Genomic DNA, 20,231 nt, shown 5'->3' with positions numbered 1-20,231 from the left:
CTACATAAAACCAAGAACCTCACCTATAAAAAAAATAAATATGTCTAGTTTTAATTTGATTGACGTAGTAGAACTGTTAAATAAAGCCAATAACCAGGGTGTCAAAATCTCTTTAGATGAAGACAAGCTAAAGATTAAGATGCACAAAGACCAGAAGATAGACAGCAGTCTTCTGGACGAACTCAAGCTGAAAAAAGAATACATCATCACTTACTTTAAAAAGCATGGAAACAACGCTCTTGTTAGTGATGATAACAAGATCACCCCTTTCCCAAGAGAAAGCGTGACCAGAATTCCTTTGTCTTCCGGACAGGAACGCCTTTGGTTCCTGGATCAGCTGGAAGGAAGTACAGCCTACCACATTCCCACCGTACTGAGGTTACGTGGGAAACTGGATAAAAGTGCCTTAGAATCTGCGTTAAGGGCTATCGTGAACCGCCATGAGATCCTGCGCACCGTGATTGAAGAGGAGGGAGGAATGGCCTATCAGCGCATCCTGCCGGAAAATGGCTGGAAGCTGAACCTGATCGACGACCTGATTTACAGAAAAGACGAGCAAAGTTTGAGGAGCGGAGTTAAGGAGCTGACTGATGCGCCTTTTGACCTTTCCAAAGACCATATGTTGCGTGCCTACCTCCTGATACTTGGCGAGGAAGAGTTTGTGTTGTCGGTTACGATGCACCACATTGCTTCCGACGGCTGGTCGGCGGGCATCATTGTCAACGAACTGATTGAATGTTACAACGCCCTGTTAGAAAACAGGGCTCCCGAACTTCCGGTCCTTGAACTGCAATATGCAGATTATGCGCTTTGGCAAAGGGAACGTTATTCGGTTCCGGTACAGCAGCAACACCTGGACTACTGGAAAAATAACCTGACTGGGGTCTCCAACCTGTATCTACCGGCAGATTTTCCACATCCGGCCATGCAAAGTGTCAAAGGTGCCGTGCTGGAATTTGAGCTGGATCAGGCGGTATCGGAAGCGTTGCACGCTTTGTCGCGCCGCCAAGATGCCACCATATTTATGACCTTGCTTACAGCCTTTAAAGTTCTTTTGTACCGGTATACCGGTCAGGACGACATTTGTGTAGGTACGCCAACTGCCGGAAGAACGATACAGGAACTGGAAGGGCTGGTCGGCTTTTTCGTCAATACGCTGGCATTAAGAACTGACCTTTCCGCTCAGCCTGATTTTATCGGATTGTTGCAACAGGTAAAAGATACCACGCTTAGTGCTTACGAACATCAGGACCTGCCTTTAGAGAAAATTGTGGATGCGGTGGTGAAGGAACGCGATTTAAGTCGGAATCCTTTATTCCAGGTTTGCTTTTCTCTATTGAATATTCCGGAGGATGGAGAGCTGAAACTGAAAGATGTGGCGCTTTCTTCTGAACCAATGGAACACAGCAAAATTCAATTTGATTTCACGCTTACCATGCGTGAAACGGCAAAAGGATTGGTAGCTGCGGTAGAATATTGCACAGAACTCTATCGGGAGGAAACGATTTCCCGGATGATCGTACATTTTAAAACATTGTTATCTGCAATCATTGCCAATCCGGAAACAAAGATCAGCGAGCTTCAGCTCCTCAGTACAGCGGAACAAGATCAGTTGTTATATACTTTTAATCAGATTGCGCAGGGCATTTCTCCCGCAGATGATCTTTCTCCTGCTGCTGGACTTCCCCTTGCAAACGGTCTTTCTCTTCCGGAAGGAGGTACGATTGTGGAACAGTTTACCGCACAGGTAGAAAAAACACCTGATGCCAGGGCTGCTTTCTTTGAAGGGCAATCCATCAGTTATAAACACCTGGACGAGCAGGCCAACCAACTCGCACATTATTTACAGATTAAAGGCGTAACTACAGAAAGCCTGGTTCCCATTTTCATGAACCGTTCATTGGAAATGATGGTGGGTATTCTGGGTATCCTGAAAGCAGGAGGGGCCTATGTACCCATTGACCCGGAATATCCGGCAACCAGGATCAGCTATATTTTAAATGACATTGCCGCCAGCGTGATCATCACCGATCAGGAGAACAAATCAAAATTGTCACACCTCGCAGATCATGTGGAAGTGATGGTGTTTGAGGAAGCGCAGGAAGAAATCTCCGCCCATGCGAAAAGTCCGCTGAAGACCATGCTGACAGATGAAAACCTGGCTTATGTGATTTATACTTCCGGTTCTACCGGGATCCCTAAAGGGGTATTGGTGTTACACCGAAATGTGGTTAGCCTTGTAAAAAATGTAAGTTATGTTTCCCTGAACGAACAGGATGTCCTGCTATCTACCGGTTCTGCTTCTTTTGATGCAACAACCTTTGAATACTGGGGGATGCTGCTGAACGGCGGACAACTGATCCTTTGTCCGGAGCATAAACTGCTGGATAGTGCTTTACTGAAAGCAGAGATCCGCCGCCATGGGGTAACCAAAATGTGGTTTACTTCTAGTTGGTTTAACCAGCTAATCGATACCGATATTACCGTGTTTGAAGGACTTGCTGTGATCCTTGCGGGAGGTGAAAAACTTTCCGATGAACATGTATACCGGATGCGTAAAACCTATCCGGAAATTGCCTTGGTCAACGGATACGGGCCTACCGAAAACACGACTTTCTCTTTAACTTATCCTATTGCTGATGCCGGGCATATTCCTATCGGCCGGCCGCTGGATTACCGTACTGCATACATTCTGGATGCAGGCTTAAACCCTGTTCCTATAGGCGTGAGTGGAGAAATTTATCTGGGTGGCGCAGGTTTATCCCGTGGATACCTGAACCGTCCGGAGCTGACGGCAGAACGTTTCGTTGAACATCCTTTCCTGAAATCTGAGCGCTTATACCGTTCAGGCGACCTTGGCCGCTGGCTGCCGGAAGGGAACATTGAGTTCCTTGGCCGGATCGATGATCAGGTGAAAATCCGTGGTTACCGCATTGAACTTGGTGAAATAGAAAACGTCCTGGAGCAAAGCGGTTTACTGAAACAGGTAGTCGTACTGGCTAAAGCAGATCCTCAGGGGAACAAACGCCTGATCGCTTATGTGGTTCCTGTTCAAGAGTTCGACAGAGAACTGCTGATTTCCTATCTGAAAGACAAACTTCCGGCTTATATGGTCCCTGCTTTATGGGTAGCCCTGGAAGAAATGCCATTGACTCAAAATGGAAAAACCGATAAAAACGCCTTACCTGAGCCTGGAGATGTACTCGTTTCCTCCAGTGCTTATATCCCGCCGCGTAATCCTACAGAGCAGGTGCTGACTGCCATCTGGCAGGATTTGCTGGGCATCGCACAGGTAGGGATCTACGATAACTTTTTTGAATTGGGTGGAGATTCCATCATCACGATTCAGGTGGTGAGCCGTGCCAAACGTGCCGGCTATGAATTACAGCCTAAAGATCTATTTATCTACCAGACGATAGAAAAACTCTCTGCATTGCTGATGGCCAGAAAAAGTGCCGAGGTGACCGCAGAACAAGGGCAGTTGGCCGGAACAGCAGGTTTGTTGCCAATACAACAATGGTTCTTTGAAGATGCCGGTCCAAATCCTTCCCATTTTAACCAGCAGGTATTGCTGAGCATCGATAAAACCACAGACATCGCCCTGCTCCGCGCAGCGATTGCCGAACTGAGCAATTACCACGATGCCCTGCGGTTATCTTATTCCTCCGGACTTCATGGATGGGAACAACATTATGGTACGGAAGTGACCGAACTGGAGCTTGCAGATTTACAGCAAGTGCCCGCGGATCAGCTGAGTGCAGAAATAGCAACACATTGCGACCGCATACAGCGGGGCCTGGACCTGGAACAAGGAATTGTTTTCCGCGCGTTATTAGTCCAGACACCAGAAACTGATGCCCATTACCGGCTCTTCTTTGCCGGACATCACCTGGTGATAGATGGGGTTTCCTGGCGCATCCTGCTGGAAGACCTGGGCCTGTTGTTACAACATCCTGAACAGCCGGCCACGATGGTGCTCGGTGCCAAAAGCAGTTCTTACAGACAATGGCATACCGCATTAAATACCTACGGACAGCGTCGTCGTTTGCTCAGCCAGCTGCCGTACTGGGAAAAAAGCCAGCAGGAATATCATCCGCTAAAAACAGAGAAAACAGCATCGGTTCAATTGACCGTAGCAGATACACAAAATTATACCGCCAGTCTAAGCGCAGCATCCACAAAGAAACTGTTGCAGGAAGTGCCAAAGGCTTATCATACAGAAATCAATGATGTATTGCTTTGTGCACTGGCCCTGACATTTTCGGAATGGAATGCGCATTCAAAGGTGTCTGTCGGATTGGAAGGACATGGCCGGGAAGATATTTTAGAAGGCCTGGACACCAGCAGGACGATAGGTTGGTTTACCAGCATGTACCCGGTTCTTCTGGAAGTAAAAGAAGGGCAGTCGATTGGTGATCAGCTGAAAGCGGTTAAAGAGCAATTGCGCGCTGTACCGGATAAAGGACTTGGATATGGCGTGTTAAAATACCTGAACAAAGAAAGTACACTGGAAGGAAAGGCTCCCTGGGACCTGATTTTCAATTACCTCGGACAGGTAGGACATACGCTGAATGAAACGGAGGCCTTATTAAATGGAGCAGATGTATCGGATGAGGCAGGAGAAAATACAGGTGCCGCGGCTGATGAAGCATTTCCGGTAAGGGAGAAATTATCAGTCAACAGTGTGATTCAGGGCGGTAACTTAACCCTGACCTGGACGTATTCTGATTTGCATTTTAGCAGGGAAGGGGTGGAAGGTTTATCTGATCGCTATCTCTTTTACCTGGAAACACTCATTGCGCATTGCAGCTCTGGAACTGCCGGTTCTTTTACGCCTGCAGATTTCAACTTAACCGGAATCATCAGCATTGATGAACTGGATGCTTTTCTGAAGGAAGAACATCAGGGCGTTCCCCGCTCTAAAGGAGTAGAACGGATTTACAGGCTCAGTGGTTTGCAGGAAGGAATGTTGTTTCACAGCATCTACGACGAAGAAGCAGGTGCTTACGTGGAGCAGTTTATGGGCGATATCACCGATCTGAATGTGCCTGCATTCCTGCAAAGCTGGGAATACCTTTTGACACACCACAGTATCCTGAGGAGCAGTTTTCATTACGACCGCTTCTCTATTCCGCTTCAATGTGTATATGCAGAAGTAGCCTTGCCGTTAACGATGCTGGATTACCGGGATATGGAAGAGGCCGATCAGCAAAAGGCCGTTAAAGCGTATGAAGTTGAGGCCAAGCGTAAAGGTTTTGATTTTACCAATGCGCCGCTGATGAACCTCACACTGATCCGCTTGACGGATCAGCGGCACCGCATGTTGTGGAACTTCCATCACATGTTACTCGATGGCTGGTCGATTCCGGTCTTGCTGGAAAAATTATTGCTGGCTTATGAAACATTGATCTCCGGAGAAAGCCTGCCGGTGATGGCCAAAGACAACTACGAAGATTATATCCGTTATACGGAAAGACGTGATAAGGAAGAGGAAGAACTGTACTGGCGCAGTTACCTGAAAGGGCTTAATGAAGGTTGTTTACTGCCTTTTGTGAGTACTACGGTAAACCGGAACAAAGGCCTTGGGCTTTACCGGGAATTGCCGGTCATCATCGATGCCAGGATTTCTGCACAGCTTTTCCGCTTTGCGCAACGGCACCGGGTTACGGTAAATACCCTTATTCAAGGCGTCTGGGCTTATTTGTTATACCGCTATACCGGTCGCCCTGATGTGGTATTCGGCGTTACCGTTTCTGGTCGTCCGGAAGCACTTCCGGGAGTAGAGCGGGCGGTAGGAATGTACATCAATACCTTACCCCTGTATACCGTTATAGATCCTGAAGCGGGTATCGTACAATGGTTACAGGAGTTACAGATGAACCAGTTGCAAAGCCGGGAATATCAATATACCCCATTGAACGTTACCCAGCGTTTCGCCAATGTGGAAGGGGATCTTTTCGACAGCCTCATCGTCTATGAAAACTATCCTGCGAGTAAAGTCGTGGAAGGTACATCAGATCATCTGGAACTGGAAAACGCATCCTTACAGGAACAGACGAACTATCCGCTCAGTCTTATTGTCTCAGCTGCAGAAGAGATTGGAATCCTGTTCAGTTACAACAGTACTTTACTGGAAGATGATTATGTCCGCTTAATTTCAGGACATTTTGAACAGGTGTTGGAGCAGTTGCTGGTCCAGGAGAGCGGAACCCTTGCCGAAATCGACATGCTGAAAGCAGAAGAGCAGGCACAATTATTTAAGGGGTTCAATGCCACAGAAACTGCTTATCCGCATACCGAAACTGCCATCAGTCTTTTTGAAACACAGGTGTTGCTAAGTCCTGATGCGAAAGCCATTGTTTTTGAAGATCAGGTGTATACCTATAAATCCCTGGACGAAAGTGCCAATCAGCTTGCGCGTTATTTGCGCAGTAAAGGGGTAGGCACAGACAGTCTCGTTCCGGTTTGTCTGGAACGTTCCGCACAAATGGCGGTAGCCATTTTGGGCATCATGAAAGCGGGCGCGGCCTATGTGCCGATTGACCCTGCTTATCCTGCAGAACGGATCAGCTTTATGCTGGAAGATACCCAGGCCACAGTTGTTGTAACCAGCGCTGAACTGAAAGCTTCAAATGAGGCTTTTGCTAAGCTGGATGCGGTACTAATCGATGCCGACTGGGAACAAATCCAGACCTGGGGAAGCCGTGTTCCTGTACATCCCGCAGGACCGGCTGATCTGGCTTATGTGATTTATACTTCCGGTTCTACCGGAAAACCCAAAGGGGTAATGATAGAACATGCAGGGATGTTGAACCACCTGTATGCGAAGATCAACGATCTGCAACTCAATGAAAATACGGTAGTTGCCTTTACTGCATCTTATACTTTTGACATTTCAGTATGGCAGTTGTTTTCTGCCTTAATGGTCGGAGGTACCACCGTGATTTATTCTTCTGCACAATTGCTGGAACCTGCACAGCTGATCGAAGCGGTAGAGAGTGACAGGATTACGATTCTGGAACTTGTTCCTTCGTACCTGACTGCTGTATTACAGGAAAATATTGCGGCTACGCTGCATCAGTTACGCTATTTACTCGTAACCGGTGAGGCAGTAAGCCAACCTTTACTGGCACAATGGTTTGCCCATAAAGACTATGGCAGAATTCCGGTCGTGAACGCTTACGGACCTACAGAAGCATCCGATGATATTTGTCACCATATCATGTCTAAAGCCCCGGAAAGGATCAATGTGCCGATCGGAAAACCGGTGCAGAACATGCGGATCTATGTGCTTTCTACTTCCGGACAATTGTGTCCGGTAGGTGTTCCGGGAGAAATTTGTGTGAGCGGAATCGGTGTGGCAAGGGGTTACCTGAACCGTCCCGACCTGACGGCTTCCCGGTTTGTATCCTGCCCGTTTGAAGCTCCGGAAAACCGGATGTACCGGACTGGTGACCTTGGCCGCTGGCTTTCGGATGGTACCATAGAATACCTTGGCCGGATTGATGACCAGGTGAAAATCCGTGGTTTCCGGATTGAACTTGGAGAGATTGAAACGGTGATTCAGCAGGCTGAAGGTATCATTCAGGCTGCGGTTGTCGTGAAAACCGATGAAAGCGGGAATAAACGTCTCGTGGCTTACGTAGTGAGCGAAGCTGAATTTAACAGAGAACAAACGGTTGCCTGGCTGAAAAGCCAGCTGCCGGAATATATGGTTCCAGGCTGGTTTGTAGCGATGGATCAGCTGCCTTTAACCGGCAATGGCAAGATCGACCGCAAGAACTTACCTGAACCCGAACAAGGGGCTTTGCAAAGCAATAACTACGTGGCACCGCGCAACGAACAGGAGCAATTGCTTGCCGTAATCTGGCAAGAACTCTTGCACCTGCCAGAGGTTGGTATTTATGATAATTTCTTTGAATTGGGAGGTGATTCGATCATCACCATTCAGGTGGTGAGCCGTGCGCGCCGTGCAGGATTTAACCTTCAGCCGAGGGATTTGTTCCAGCATCAGACGATCGCAGGTTTATCTGCCCGTTTATCAACGGAGTTGGTAGGTGCCGCCTCGGGAGAACAGGGTAAACTGGAAGGATTGAGTGGATTGTTACCAATCCAGCAACATTATTTTGAATCTGATGCATCCGATTTGTCTCATTATAACCAGTCTGTTTTGCTTAAAGTGAAGAAGAGCTTAAGTCTGGAAAAACTGGCTTCAGCGATCAGTCAGCTTGTTTCGAGTCATGATGCTTTAGGTTTCCGTTATGTTCCCGTTGAAAACGGCTGGGAGCAACAATATGGCGGTGATACTGCTGTTTTGGAAATGACGGATTTCTCTGCACTTGCAATAGCTGAATTGCCTGCAGCAATTGAAGCACATAATGATGTTTGGCAGGCCAGTCTCGATCTGGAAAAAGGTTTGGTGTTCAGGGCAGTTCTGATCCTGACTCCCGATGCAGACAACCGTTTATTGCTGGTGGTTCATCACCTTGCGGTGGATGGGGTTTCCTGGAGAATCCTCCTGGATGATCTGGAATTGTTGTTAAACGGTTCCTCACTTCCTGCGTATAAAACTGCTTCTTACCGTCAGTGGCATACCGCTTTGCTGGATTATGGTAACCGCAAAAAAGTGCAGGAGCAACTTGCTTACTGGGCTACCGCGCAGGCTTCAGCAGGAACACTTAAAACCCTGTACCGATGGACACGCGTGTTGACAGAAAAAGACATTGCACAACATGAGGTTAGCCTCGATGCCGTGTTTACCCGTCAGCTGCTACAGGAAGCACCACGTGCTTATCATACGGTCATCAACGACCTCTTGCTGTCTGCACTGGCCTTAACTTTAGCGGGATGGAACGGAGATTCGCGGGTAGTGATCGGTATGGAAGGTCATGGCCGGGAAGACATCGGCGGAGCGATAGATATCAGTCGCACGGTAGGCTGGTTTACCAGTTTATATCCTGTCGTACTTGACATTTCCGGTGATGGAGATACTGCTTCTTTACTGAAGAATTTAAAAGAACAATTGCGTCAGGTTCCGGACAACGGGCTTGGATATGGCGTGTTAAAATACCTGGACAAAGCACCTGCATTGCAGGGCAAAGATCCATGGGAAGTGGAGTTCAATTACCTCGGACAGATGGACAACATCGTGACCGAAACAGAAGATACCTTACTTTCTGCAGCACTTGAATCTTCCGGTAAGTCTCTTGCCCCGGAACATCCGGTAAGGGAATTGCTTTCTGTGAACAGTGTGATTCAGGGCGGAGAATTGCAGATGAGCTGGAGTTACAGCAGGCGTCATTTCAATCCTGAAGCCATGGCTACTCTGGCAGAAAATTACCTGGCTCATTTAAGAGATTTGATCAGCCATTGTGTTGCCGTAGCTGAACCTGTTTTTACCCCTTCAGATTATCATTTAGCGGAGGAAATCAGCAATGAGGAACTCGATCAGTTCCTCGATGCGGAATATCAGGGCACGCCACGACGCTCGCAGCTGGAAAGCATGTCCCGTTTAAGTGGTCTGCAGGAAGGTATGTTGTTCCACAGTTTATACGACGAGGAGGCGGGTGCTTACAGCAAACAGTTTACCTGTGAGCTTGTTGGCCTCGATCCAGATGTTTTTAAGCAAAGCTGGGAGGCGTTGTTACAGCGCCACAGCATCCTGCGCAGCGGTTTTTATTATAACGAGTTTAAAATTCCGGTACAATGTGTTTACCGTAATGTGAGCATTCCTTTTGAAATCCTGGACTGCAGTCATATGGACCCGGAAGCACAAAAAAGGTACATCCGTTATTACGAAGAGGAAGACCTTAAAAAAGGATTTGATTTTACGGCCGCTCCTTTAATGAGGATGGGCCTGGTCAAACTCGATGAAAATCGTTTTTACCTCTTATGGAGCCATCATCACCTGCTTTTAGACGGTTGGTCCATGCCGACGTTAATGGAGGGCTTGCTGAACAATTACGAGCAGCTATCCGATGGAAAAGCATTGCCTGTACTTCCGGAAGACCGTTATGAGGACTACATCCGTTATATCGAAAGACAGGATAAAGAAGAAGCCAGGGCTTATTGGAAACAATACCTCGGCGGACTGGAAGATGCGACCCTGCTGCCTTTTATCGGCAACAGCTCAGACCGGACACGGGTGCATGGGGGATATGGCGATGAAATTGTTCATTTTGATGCCGCATTTACTTCCCGCTTAACCAATTATGCCCAGCAAAACAGGGTAACGGTAAATACGCTCATGCAGGGCGTTTGGTCTTACCTGCTGTACCGCTATAACGGTCGTACCCATGTTTCTTTTGGTATTGTGGTATCCGGAAGGCCTGAAAACCTTCCTGGCGTAGAATCCGCGGTGGGTATGTATATCAATACTTTACCATTTCATGGGAAGATCAGCCTGTCTGAAGACATTTCCAAAGGCCTTCAGCGGATTCAGTCGGAACAACTCGAAAGCAGAGGCTATCAGTACAACAGCCTTAGCGAGATCCAACGCTTGTCGGGCATTACCGGCGATCTGTTTGATACGCTGATGGTATTTGAAAACTATCCCGTTAGTGAAACACTGGATGCACAACCCTGGAAATTAAAAGTAGAAAATGTATCCTCAGAAGAGCATACCAATTATCCGCTCAGCATCATTATCGTTGCCGGAAGGGAGATTGCCATGAACTTCAATTACAACAGCCTGTTATCGGCAGCAGATGTGAAATCCATTGCCGGTCATTTTTCTACTGTGCTGGAACAAATGATAGGTTCAGAAGGGTTGAAATTTGCTGATCTGGATATTTTTAACACGGCTTCAAGGCAGGAACTATTGCACGATTTTAATGCAAAAAGTATCTCGGCACTGCCTTCGGAAGGTGTCGTTGCGCGTTTTGCTAAAGCAGCTGTTTTATCGCCTGCACATCCTGCAATTGTTTTTGGAAATGAGCGGCTTAGCTATCAGGAACTGGACGAACAATCTTCCCGTCTGGCGCATTACCTGCGCGATAGCGGGGTAGGTGCTGGTGTGTTGGTTGCCGTATGTCTGGAAAGATCTGCTACAGTGATCATTAGTATGTTGGCAATCCTGAAAGCAGGTGGAGCTTATGTGCCTATTGATCCGGGTTATCCGGCAGACCGAATTCTGTATATGCTTTCGGATAGCGGAACAGATTTACTGATCAGTACGGATCAGATCCTTTTTGACCTTCAGGTTCCGGAAAATGTGGAGGTGCTGGATTCGGCTGATTTTGAGTCGTTAACGGAAGAGTATCCGGTCACTGCGCCGGAACAACTGATCAGTTTGTCTGATTTGGTTTATGTAATTTATACTTCCGGTTCTACCGGTTTGCCTAAAGGGGTAGAGATTACCCATGCCGGTCTTTCTAATTTACTGAGCTGGCATTTGGAACGTTATGAACTGAATCAGCAAAGTGTAAGTACTGCTGCCGCAGGAATTGGTTTCGACGCTTTTGGCTGGGAAATCTGGCCAACATTGGTTGCCGGAGCAAGCTTGCATATCATTGATGATGAGCTGCGTTTGTCGCCTTCCGGATTGGTTGATTATTACAGTCAGGCAGGAGTGACCCATAGCTTTTTATCTACCGTTCTGATTCCTGAATTTGTAGCGGAAAGCAGGGGACGTGATTTGGCTTTAAAATACCTGCTTGCCGGTGGAGACCGTTTATCGGCGATTTCACTGGAAGGATTAGGATATAAAATCGTCAACAATTACGGGCCAACGGAAAACAGTGTGGTGACGACCAGTTATGAGCTGCTTGCAGAAAACAGCGAACTGGTACCGCCAATCGGAATTCCGGTAAGCCATACCCAGGTCTATATTTTGAATGCCGCCAACCAGTTGAGTCCGGTTGGTGTTCCAGGAGAGCTTTGTATCGGTGGGGCAGGATTGGCAAGGGGTTATTTAAGCCGCCCGGAGCTGACGGCTGAAAAGTTTGTCCCAAATCCTTTCTTTAAGGAAATAGTCTTTGGTCATCAAAGTGCTTTTAACCGGAAAATTGTGGCGGATCAGGAAGCTGGTTTTGAGCATACAGGTTCCCTTCTTCAGGACGTTCCTTTTGATGATACTGTTGCTCTTGATCAGAGCGTTTCTAATGATCAGGAAGGATACGGTAGAATGTATCGAAGCGGAGACCTTGCACGCTGGTTACCGGATGGCAATATAGAATACCTTGGCCGTATCGATGACCAGGTGAAAATCCGTGGTTACCGCATCGAGCTGGGCGAAATTGAAAATGTATTACAACAAAGTGATCTGGTAAAACAAGCCGTAGTACTGGCCCGTCCGGATCATCGCGGACATAAACAACTCGTTGCTTACCTGATACCCGAAGGGGACTTCAACCGGGAAGCGCTGATTGACTTCCTGAAAGCACGTTTACCGGAATATATGGTTCCTGCTTTATGGGTATCATTAGAAAAATTCCCGCTGACCAGCAATGGTAAAGTAGACCGGAAATTGCTGCCGGAGGTAGATGCCAATGAAAGTTTAACCGAACAGTATGAAGCGCCAAGAAATGCAACAGAACTGGCCCTGGCCAGCATCTGGGCAGATTTGCTTCGTATTGAAAAGGTCGGTATTCACGATAATTTCTTTGAACTCGGTGGAGATTCCATCATTACCATACAAGTGGTCAGCAGGGCCAAACGTGCGGGTTATGAATTCCAGCCAAGAGACCTCTTTGCCCATCAGACCATTGCCCGCCTGGTGGCCGCACTGGCGACCAGAAAATCAGTTCAGTCTCAATCGGAAACGGGTTTCCTTACTGGCACGAGTGGATTGCTACCGATCCAGCAATGGTATTTCGATCTGGAAAATCCTGCTGTTTCTCATTTCAATCAGCATGTACTTTTAAACGTTTCAAAAACGATCAGCCCAGAGATCTTGGCGGCGGTTATTGAGCAATTGAGCAATTATCATGATGCCCTGCGCTTTACTTACCGAAAAACCAGCGAGGGCTGGGAACAGGAATATGGCGCAGAAAGCAGCAAACTGGAGCTGGTCGACTTGCAGAAAATTCCTGTAAAGAAGCTTGCCGATCAGTTGAAATCACATGGAGATCAGATTCAGCGCAACCTGGATATTGAAAAAGGAATCATCTTCCGTCCGGTATTGTTTCTGACACCAGGAAAAGAGCCGGAAAACCGCTTATTACTCGTGGTTCATCACCTTGCTGTGGATGGGGTTTCCTGGCGGATTCTGCTGGAAGACCTCAGCTTAATGCTCGCACAACCCGATGCTCCGGCATTATCTGTGCTGGGCAGCAAAAGTATTTCTTATCGCCAATGGCATCAGGCACTTCTGGAATATGGAAAAAGTGAAGTTTTGCAAGAGCAACATGGCTATTGGACGGGCATAGTAGGAAATTACATCCCTTTAATTACCGACAAAGTTTATTTTAAAAGGTTAACCGTAAATGATACCGGAACCATCGTTGGCCGTCTGGACAAGTCGGCTACCCAGGCCTTACTACAAGAGGTGCCACAAGCTTACCGTACGGAAATCAACGATGTGTTGTTGTGTGCTTTAACACAGACATTGTCTGAATGGGCCGGTCATCCCGGTATTTCTGTTGGATTGGAAGGACATGGACGGGAAGACATTAAGGCCGGTATAGATACCAGTCGTACGATAGGGTGGTTCACCAACCTTTACCCTGTGTCTTTGAATATCGGAGCGGAGAAAGATCCGGGTTATCAATTGAGACTGATCAAAGAACAATTGAGAAGTATCCCGGAAAAAGGCATTGGCTATGGGGTGCTAAAATACCTGAACAAAGACCAAAGCCTGCAAAAGATCGAGCCATGGAACATTTTGTTCAATTACCTCGGACAACTGGACAACATGGTTGCCGAAAAAGGCGTCATTGGGATGGCAGTGGAACAGGCAGGAGATAATGTTGGAGCAGATTATCCGGTATCAGATAAGCTGGCTTTAAATACCATGATCCAGGGAGGGGAACTTATCCTCGACTGGACCTATAGTAAAAAACATTACGAGGCCTCTACGATAGAACGTCTATCCCTGTTGTATCTGGAATACCTGGGCACTTTGATTCAACATTGTAAAGAACAGCAAAGCCTGATCCTCAATCCTTCCGATTACGGATTGGCAAAAGACGTTACGCTGGAAGAGCTGGACCGCTTTATGGAAGAAGAAGTTGATGGCAGTCCGCGCCGCGAACAACTGGAGGGGATTTATCGTTTGGGAGGTTTGCAGGAAGGCATGTTGTTCCACAACCTGTACAACGAACAGGGGGCTTTTACGGAACAGTTCTCCTGTGATTTGTTATCCCTGCAGACCGATGCTTTTATCCGGAGCTGGGAGCTGATCCTGAAAAACCATAGCATTTTAAGAACCGGATTTCAACACGAAGTGTTCGCTATACCCGTGCAATGTGTGTATAAAGAAGCCGTTCTGCCGTTTACTTTGCTCGATTATCGCAGCAAATCTGCCGAAGAAAAAGAGCTGGCACTTGCTGCTTATGAGCAGGCCGACCGCAACCGTGGTTTTGACCTGAACAAGGCGCCGCTGATGCGGGTGTGTCTGATCAGGCTGACGGATGATCGTTACCGTTTATTGTGGAGTTTCCATCATATCCTGCTCGATGGCTGGTCGGTACCTGTGCTTCTTGGAGAAATGATCGCTAATTATGAGGCTTTATCGGCGGGTAAAACGGTGGAACTACAAGCGGTAGACCGCTACGAAGATTACATCCGTTACCTGGAAAAACAGGACAAATACGCTATTGCTGCCTACTGGCGTCAATATCTGGCCAAAGTAGAAGAAGGCTGTCTGTTGCCTTTTGTAACTGCAATTGCCGACCGGACCCGTGGAATCGGGATGAAGGAAGGAATCATCCAGCTGGATGCAAGGTTAACCGGATTGGTTTCCGACTATGCGAAAGCACAACACCTGACCGTCAATTCTGTGATGCAAGGGGTATGGGCTTATCTTTTGTACCGTTATACCGGAAGGAAAGACATCATTTTCGGGGTAACGGTTTCCGGTCGCCCTGAAGACCTTCCTGGCATTGAAAGAAAGGTGGGAATGTACATCAATACCCTTCCTTTATACATCCAGCTGGATCAGACGGTAAATATTGCCGAGTGGTTACAGACCTTGCAACAAGGACAACTAGACAGCAGAGAATATCAATACACTACGCTAAACGATATTCAAAGGTTGACTACCGTAAGGGGCGATCTTTTTGATACTTCTATTGTTTTCCAGAATTATCCCGTTAGCGAAGAAGACATGCAAAGCGGTGCCGCACTGGAAGTAAGCGATGCTGTGGTTCATCCCCAAACCAATTATCCTTTGACCATCAATGTCATCACCGGCGCAGAAATCAATTTGCTCTTTGTCTATAACGATGAGATTCTTGAAGCGGCTGCGGTAGACATGATGATGGGGCATTTCAAACAAGTCTTGTTGCAGCTGGCAGAAGAAAATGTGCAAAGCTGGACAGAGATCGATCTCCTGACCCCTGCAGAAAAAGAACAATTGCTGTTCACCTTTAACAGCAATGTTGTGCCTTATCCTCAGGACCGCACACTGGTAGGATTGTTCCGCGAGCAGGCCATGCTTCGTCCTGAAGCTCCCGCGATCGTTTTTGAGCATAAACAATGGACGTATAAAGAGCTGGATGAGCAATCCGAGAGCCTTGCTGGTTACCTCCTGGAGAAAGGAGCAGGGCCGGATGTGCTGGTTCCTGTCTACCTGGAACGTAGTCCGGAAATGATGATCGCCATTCTGGGAATCTTGAAAGCCGGAGCGGCTTATGTGCCATTGGATACTGCTTATCCGGCAGAAAGGATCAACTACATCCTTAATGATACCGATGCAAAGCTGATTGTTACGAGCACCGGAATGAGCCATAGACTCGGAGAAATCACAACTGTTCCTTTCGTAATGGTTGATACCGTAACGATCAACAGAAATACGGTTGATGTTAGTCCTGAAATTGCAGATCCGGGGCATTTGGCCTATGTCATTTATACTTCAGGCTCTACCGGGCAACCTAAAGGGGTAATGGTAGAACATGCGGGTATGCTAAACCACCTTTATGCGAAGGTCAATGACCTCGGCTTAAATGAATCGACAGCGGTGGCGTTTACTGCGTCCTATACCTTCGATATTTCTGTGTGGCAGATGTTTTCTGCGCTGCTCGCTGGTGGCCGTACAGTGATCTATTCTGCAGAACTGTTGTTAGAACCGGTGGCCTTGCTCGAAGCACTTGTGGAAGATGAAGTGACGATACTCGAACTCGTGCCTTCTTATCTCGCTGCTTTGCTGCGGGGAAATATTGCCGTCAAACCAGGAAAACTGGAATATCTGCTCGTTACCGGAGAAGCGGTGAGCCAGACCGTATTAAAAGATTGGTTTGGGCATCCGTTTTACGGAGCGATTCCTGTGGTTAATGCTTACGGACCTACAGAAGCATCGGATGATATTTGTCATTATGTGATGCGGTCGGCCCCGGAAGAAATCAATATTCCGGTGGGTAAGCCGATCCAGAATTTGCAGGTTTATGTGCTTGATCCATCACTCGACCTTTGTCCCCTGGGCGTGGTTGGTGAGGTTTGTGTAGCCGGAATCGGGGTTTCCAGAGGATATTTAAACCGTCCCGACCTGACTGCCCAGAAATTTGTTCCTGATCCTTTCCGTAAGGAAGGACGGTTATACCGGACCGGTGATTTTGGTCGCTGGTTGCCGGATGGGAACCTGGAATACCTGGGCCGGATGGACGATCAGGTGAAAGTCCGTGGGTTCCGGATTGAACTTGGAGAGGTGGAAAATGTGTTGCAGCAATATGAAACTGTGGCGGAAACCGTGGTGGTGGTAAAAGACGATCCGAACGGAAATAAGCGTCTGGTAGCTTACCTATGTGTCAAATCCGGTTACCAAAAGGAGGAAATGCTGAACTGGCTGAAAGGCGTATTGCCGGAATATATGATTCCTTCTTTCTTTATCACCATGGATCAGTTCCCGCTGACTTCCAACGGTAAAATCGATAGGAAAGGATTGCCTGATCCTGATGCTAAAGCTATGCTTGTTACTGCTTATGTAGCAGCAAGAACGCCTCTGGAAGCACAGCTGGCAGTGATCTGGCAGGAGATGCTGGAGGTTCCTAAAATTGGAATGTATGATGATTTCTTTGAACTCGGCGGACTTTCTCTTTTAGTGATCGGGCTGATCTCTGTGATCAGGAAGGAAATTGGCGTCAAAGTACAAGTTCGGGATATTTTCAATTATCCAACCATTGATGCCCTGGCTGCGGTGATTACGGAACGTCTGGAAAGTGCAGCTGCAGGGAGTCCGGATGAAGGAAGTCTGGATGAACTGCCTCTTTCTGTTAGTGAGCATCTGATTCCGCTAAACGACGGCCCTGTTTTATTCCCTGTATTTATGTTGCCTGGTGCTTCCGGAGTTACGGAGGTTTATAGTGCCCTTGGACTCGCCCTGCAGGAGAGCTGTATTTTATACGGATTGCAGATGCCGGGTGTATTGGAAGGGGAGAGTCCTTTGCAGGATATCGCTGAAATCGCTGCCCTTAACATCCGCTGGATTAAAGAGGTGCAGCCTAAGGGACCTTACCGCTTTATCGGTCACTCTCTGGGTGGGATTGTTTTGTATGAAATGACCAAACAGCTCGAAGCTGCGGGAGAAGTAGTGGAAACAGGCGTGATCCTCGATAAAGATACAAGTACCGACAGCTCTTTCCATGAAAATGAAAACCAGGGAGAAACCTTGTTTAAGCTGGCCATGCTGGTCTTTGAGCTGGGCGCTTTCCTTAAGGAACCTTATCCGGAATGGGTTTGGGAAATGAAAGCTGCGCTTTCTCTTTCTGACAGGGAAAGCATTATGCCGGTGATTGCTGCGCTCGTGATGAAACATATGGGCAGTAAAGGGGCTTACGCTGCATTTATGCTGCGGATTTTGAACCTGGTGATCAGCAATGGTTTTCTGAAATATGATTTCAATGATCAGGTTAGCGATCAGAATAGGATTCAGGATCAAGACCGGAGTCAGGATCAAGAAAAGAATCAGGATAAGGTTCAGGATCGGGTTCAGGTTAATGCGGAACTATTGATTGTAAAAGCAGTAGATACCAAATGGGAAGAGGTCCATGAAGAACCTGAACTCGGCTGGACCGCATATGCCCGGAATGTAAAATCGATTACCGTACCCGGAGATCATGATTCCCTGGTAGGCAATGCCAATGTACATGTATTGGCCGCGAAGCTGATGCGTCATTTTCAACAATTTAAAAAATAGGAAACTGATGGCCTGCGCTTTGGCGCAGGTCTTATCGAATCATTCACAAAAAAATGCTCAAGACATGCAAACCTCAATAAAAGATAAAGATAAGCGGGGAACTTCCCTGAAGCCCTTGTTCCGCTTATTTCATTATGTGAAACCCTATTGGCTGGAATTTGGCGGCGGATTGGTCTTTTTAATCCTGACCAGTGTTTCCGGACTTGCTTTTCCAAAGCTGCTCGGCGAACTGATCAATGGTGGCAAAGCGGCACTGGATTCCGGAAAAAACACCCATATCGGCTGGTGGCTGGTTGTTATCCTCGTTACACAGGCCATATTTTCCTTCTTCCGGGTCGTCCTGTTTGTCAATGTGACCGAGAAAACCCTTGCCGCACTTCGTCAGAATATCTATAGCCACCTGATTAAAATGCCGATGCGTATTTTTCTTCAGCGCAGGGTAGGAGAGCTGAGCAGCCGGATTTCTTCAGACATCACCCTCTTACAGGAGATTTTTAACAATACCCTTGCGGAGCTGATCCGGCAACTGGTGGTGGTCTGCGGTGGTCTCGTGCTCCTGATCATGACCTCCTTTCAACTGACCATTTTTATGTTGCTGTTGTTACCGGTGATGGTGATCGTGTCGGAAATCTTTGGCCGCTTTATCAGTAAATACGCCATGCAGGTGCAGGATAAAGTGGCGGAGTCGAATACGATTGTCGAAGAAACCCTGCAGGGAATTTTCAGCGTGAAGGCATTCGTCAGCGAATTCCGGGAGATGAAACGTTACCGCGAGCATACGAATGAAGTGGCGAAACTGGGCATGAAAGGCGGGACACAACGTGGATTCTTTACTTCCTTTGTAATCCTGGGGATCTTTGGAACCCTCGTTGCCGTGATCTGGCGCGGAGTCACTACAGGTGTGGCTTCAGGAGATCTTTTTTCCTTTTTGCTGTACTCTGTATTTGTGGCTACTGCCATTACCGGACTTGCCGAAGTCTTTACTGCTCTGCAGAAAAGTATCGGTGCAACAAAACACCTCTTCGATTTACTGGATGAACCCATAGAACCGCTGACAGATCTGGATACGATTGCCCCTCAGCATTTGCTTCGCGGATCGATCAGCTTTAAAGACATTCATTTTCATTATCCCTCCAGAGCAGACATCAAGGTTTTGCAAGGTGTTTCTTTTGAAGCTGCACCGAAACAGAAAATCGCCATTGTAGGCTCCAGTGGTGCGGGGAAAAGCACGATTGTTTCCCTGCTTTTACGTTTGTATGATCCCATTGCCGGTGAGATCAGTTTTGACGGAAGAAAGGGTACCGATATTCCGCTTTCTGAACTGAGAATGCAGGTTGCCGTTGTTCCGCAGGATGTTTTTCTCTTTGGCGGAACGATCGGGGAGAATATCGGTTATGGCCGCAAAGGGGCAACGACCGATGAAATTATCGCGGCTGCTGAAAAAGCAAATGCCTGGGAGTTTATCAGTCGTTTTCCACTCGGTTTAGATACCGTTGTGGGAGAACGGGGAATCCAGCTTTCCGGCGGACAAAGACAACGGATTGCCATTGCCCGGGCTGTACTCAAAGCCCCAAGGATCCTGATTCTGGACGAAGCGACTTCTGCGCTGGATTCGGAATCAGAAAAACTCGTTCAGGATGCACTGGATAAACTGATGGAGGGGCGAACCTCTATTGTCATCGCTCACCGCCTGGCTACGGTCAGACAGGCGGATAAAATTATTGTCATCGATAAGGGAAAGATTGTAGAAGAAGGTACCCACAAAGAGCTGATCGGTGTCCATGGTGGCCTTTACAAGAACCTTAGCGAAATGCAATTTCTCAATTAAACCTAAACATAAAATCAAGATACCCCTAAAAATTAAATGCGCTCGCCTATGTGAAGAAAACTTTAATGAAAAACTAAGAAAAATATACATCAACCCTAATTTAATTCTTATTCC

2 protein-coding genes are annotated in these 20,231 nt (G+C 47.4%); both read left to right on the top strand.

The genetic code is table 11. The features are described from left to right. The first annotated feature begins 40 nt into the window (after positions 1-40). A complete protein-coding gene (locus BLQ87_RS20340) occupies positions 41-18,289 on the top strand; it encodes a non-ribosomal peptide synthetase (protein ID WP_074610436.1) in 18,249 nt (6,082 codons plus the stop codon). A gap of 64 nt (positions 18,290-18,353) precedes the next feature. Continuing rightward, entirely contained in the window at positions 18,354-20,117 is a 1,764-nt protein-coding gene (locus BLQ87_RS20335) for an ABC transporter ATP-binding protein (protein ID WP_074610816.1), read from the top strand. Positions 20,118-20,231: the final 114 nt, after the last annotated feature.

The sequence above is a fragment of the Pedobacter steynii genome (genome assembly GCF_900103665.1).
In the GTDB taxonomy this organism is placed as follows: Bacteria; Bacteroidota; Bacteroidia; order Sphingobacteriales; family Sphingobacteriaceae; genus Pedobacter; species Pedobacter steynii.
This window is presented reverse-complemented; position numbering and strand designations above follow the sequence as displayed.

Bases quoted from the DNA above. Each gene is read 5' to 3' on its own strand.
- BLQ87_RS20340 (WP_074610436.1), top strand. From the start codon at position 41: ATGTCTAGTTTTAATTTGATTGACGTAGTAGAACTGTTAAATAAAGCC.
- BLQ87_RS20335 (WP_074610816.1), top strand. From the start codon at position 18,354: ATGCAAACCTCAATAAAAGATAAAGATAAGCGGGGAACTTCCCTGAAG.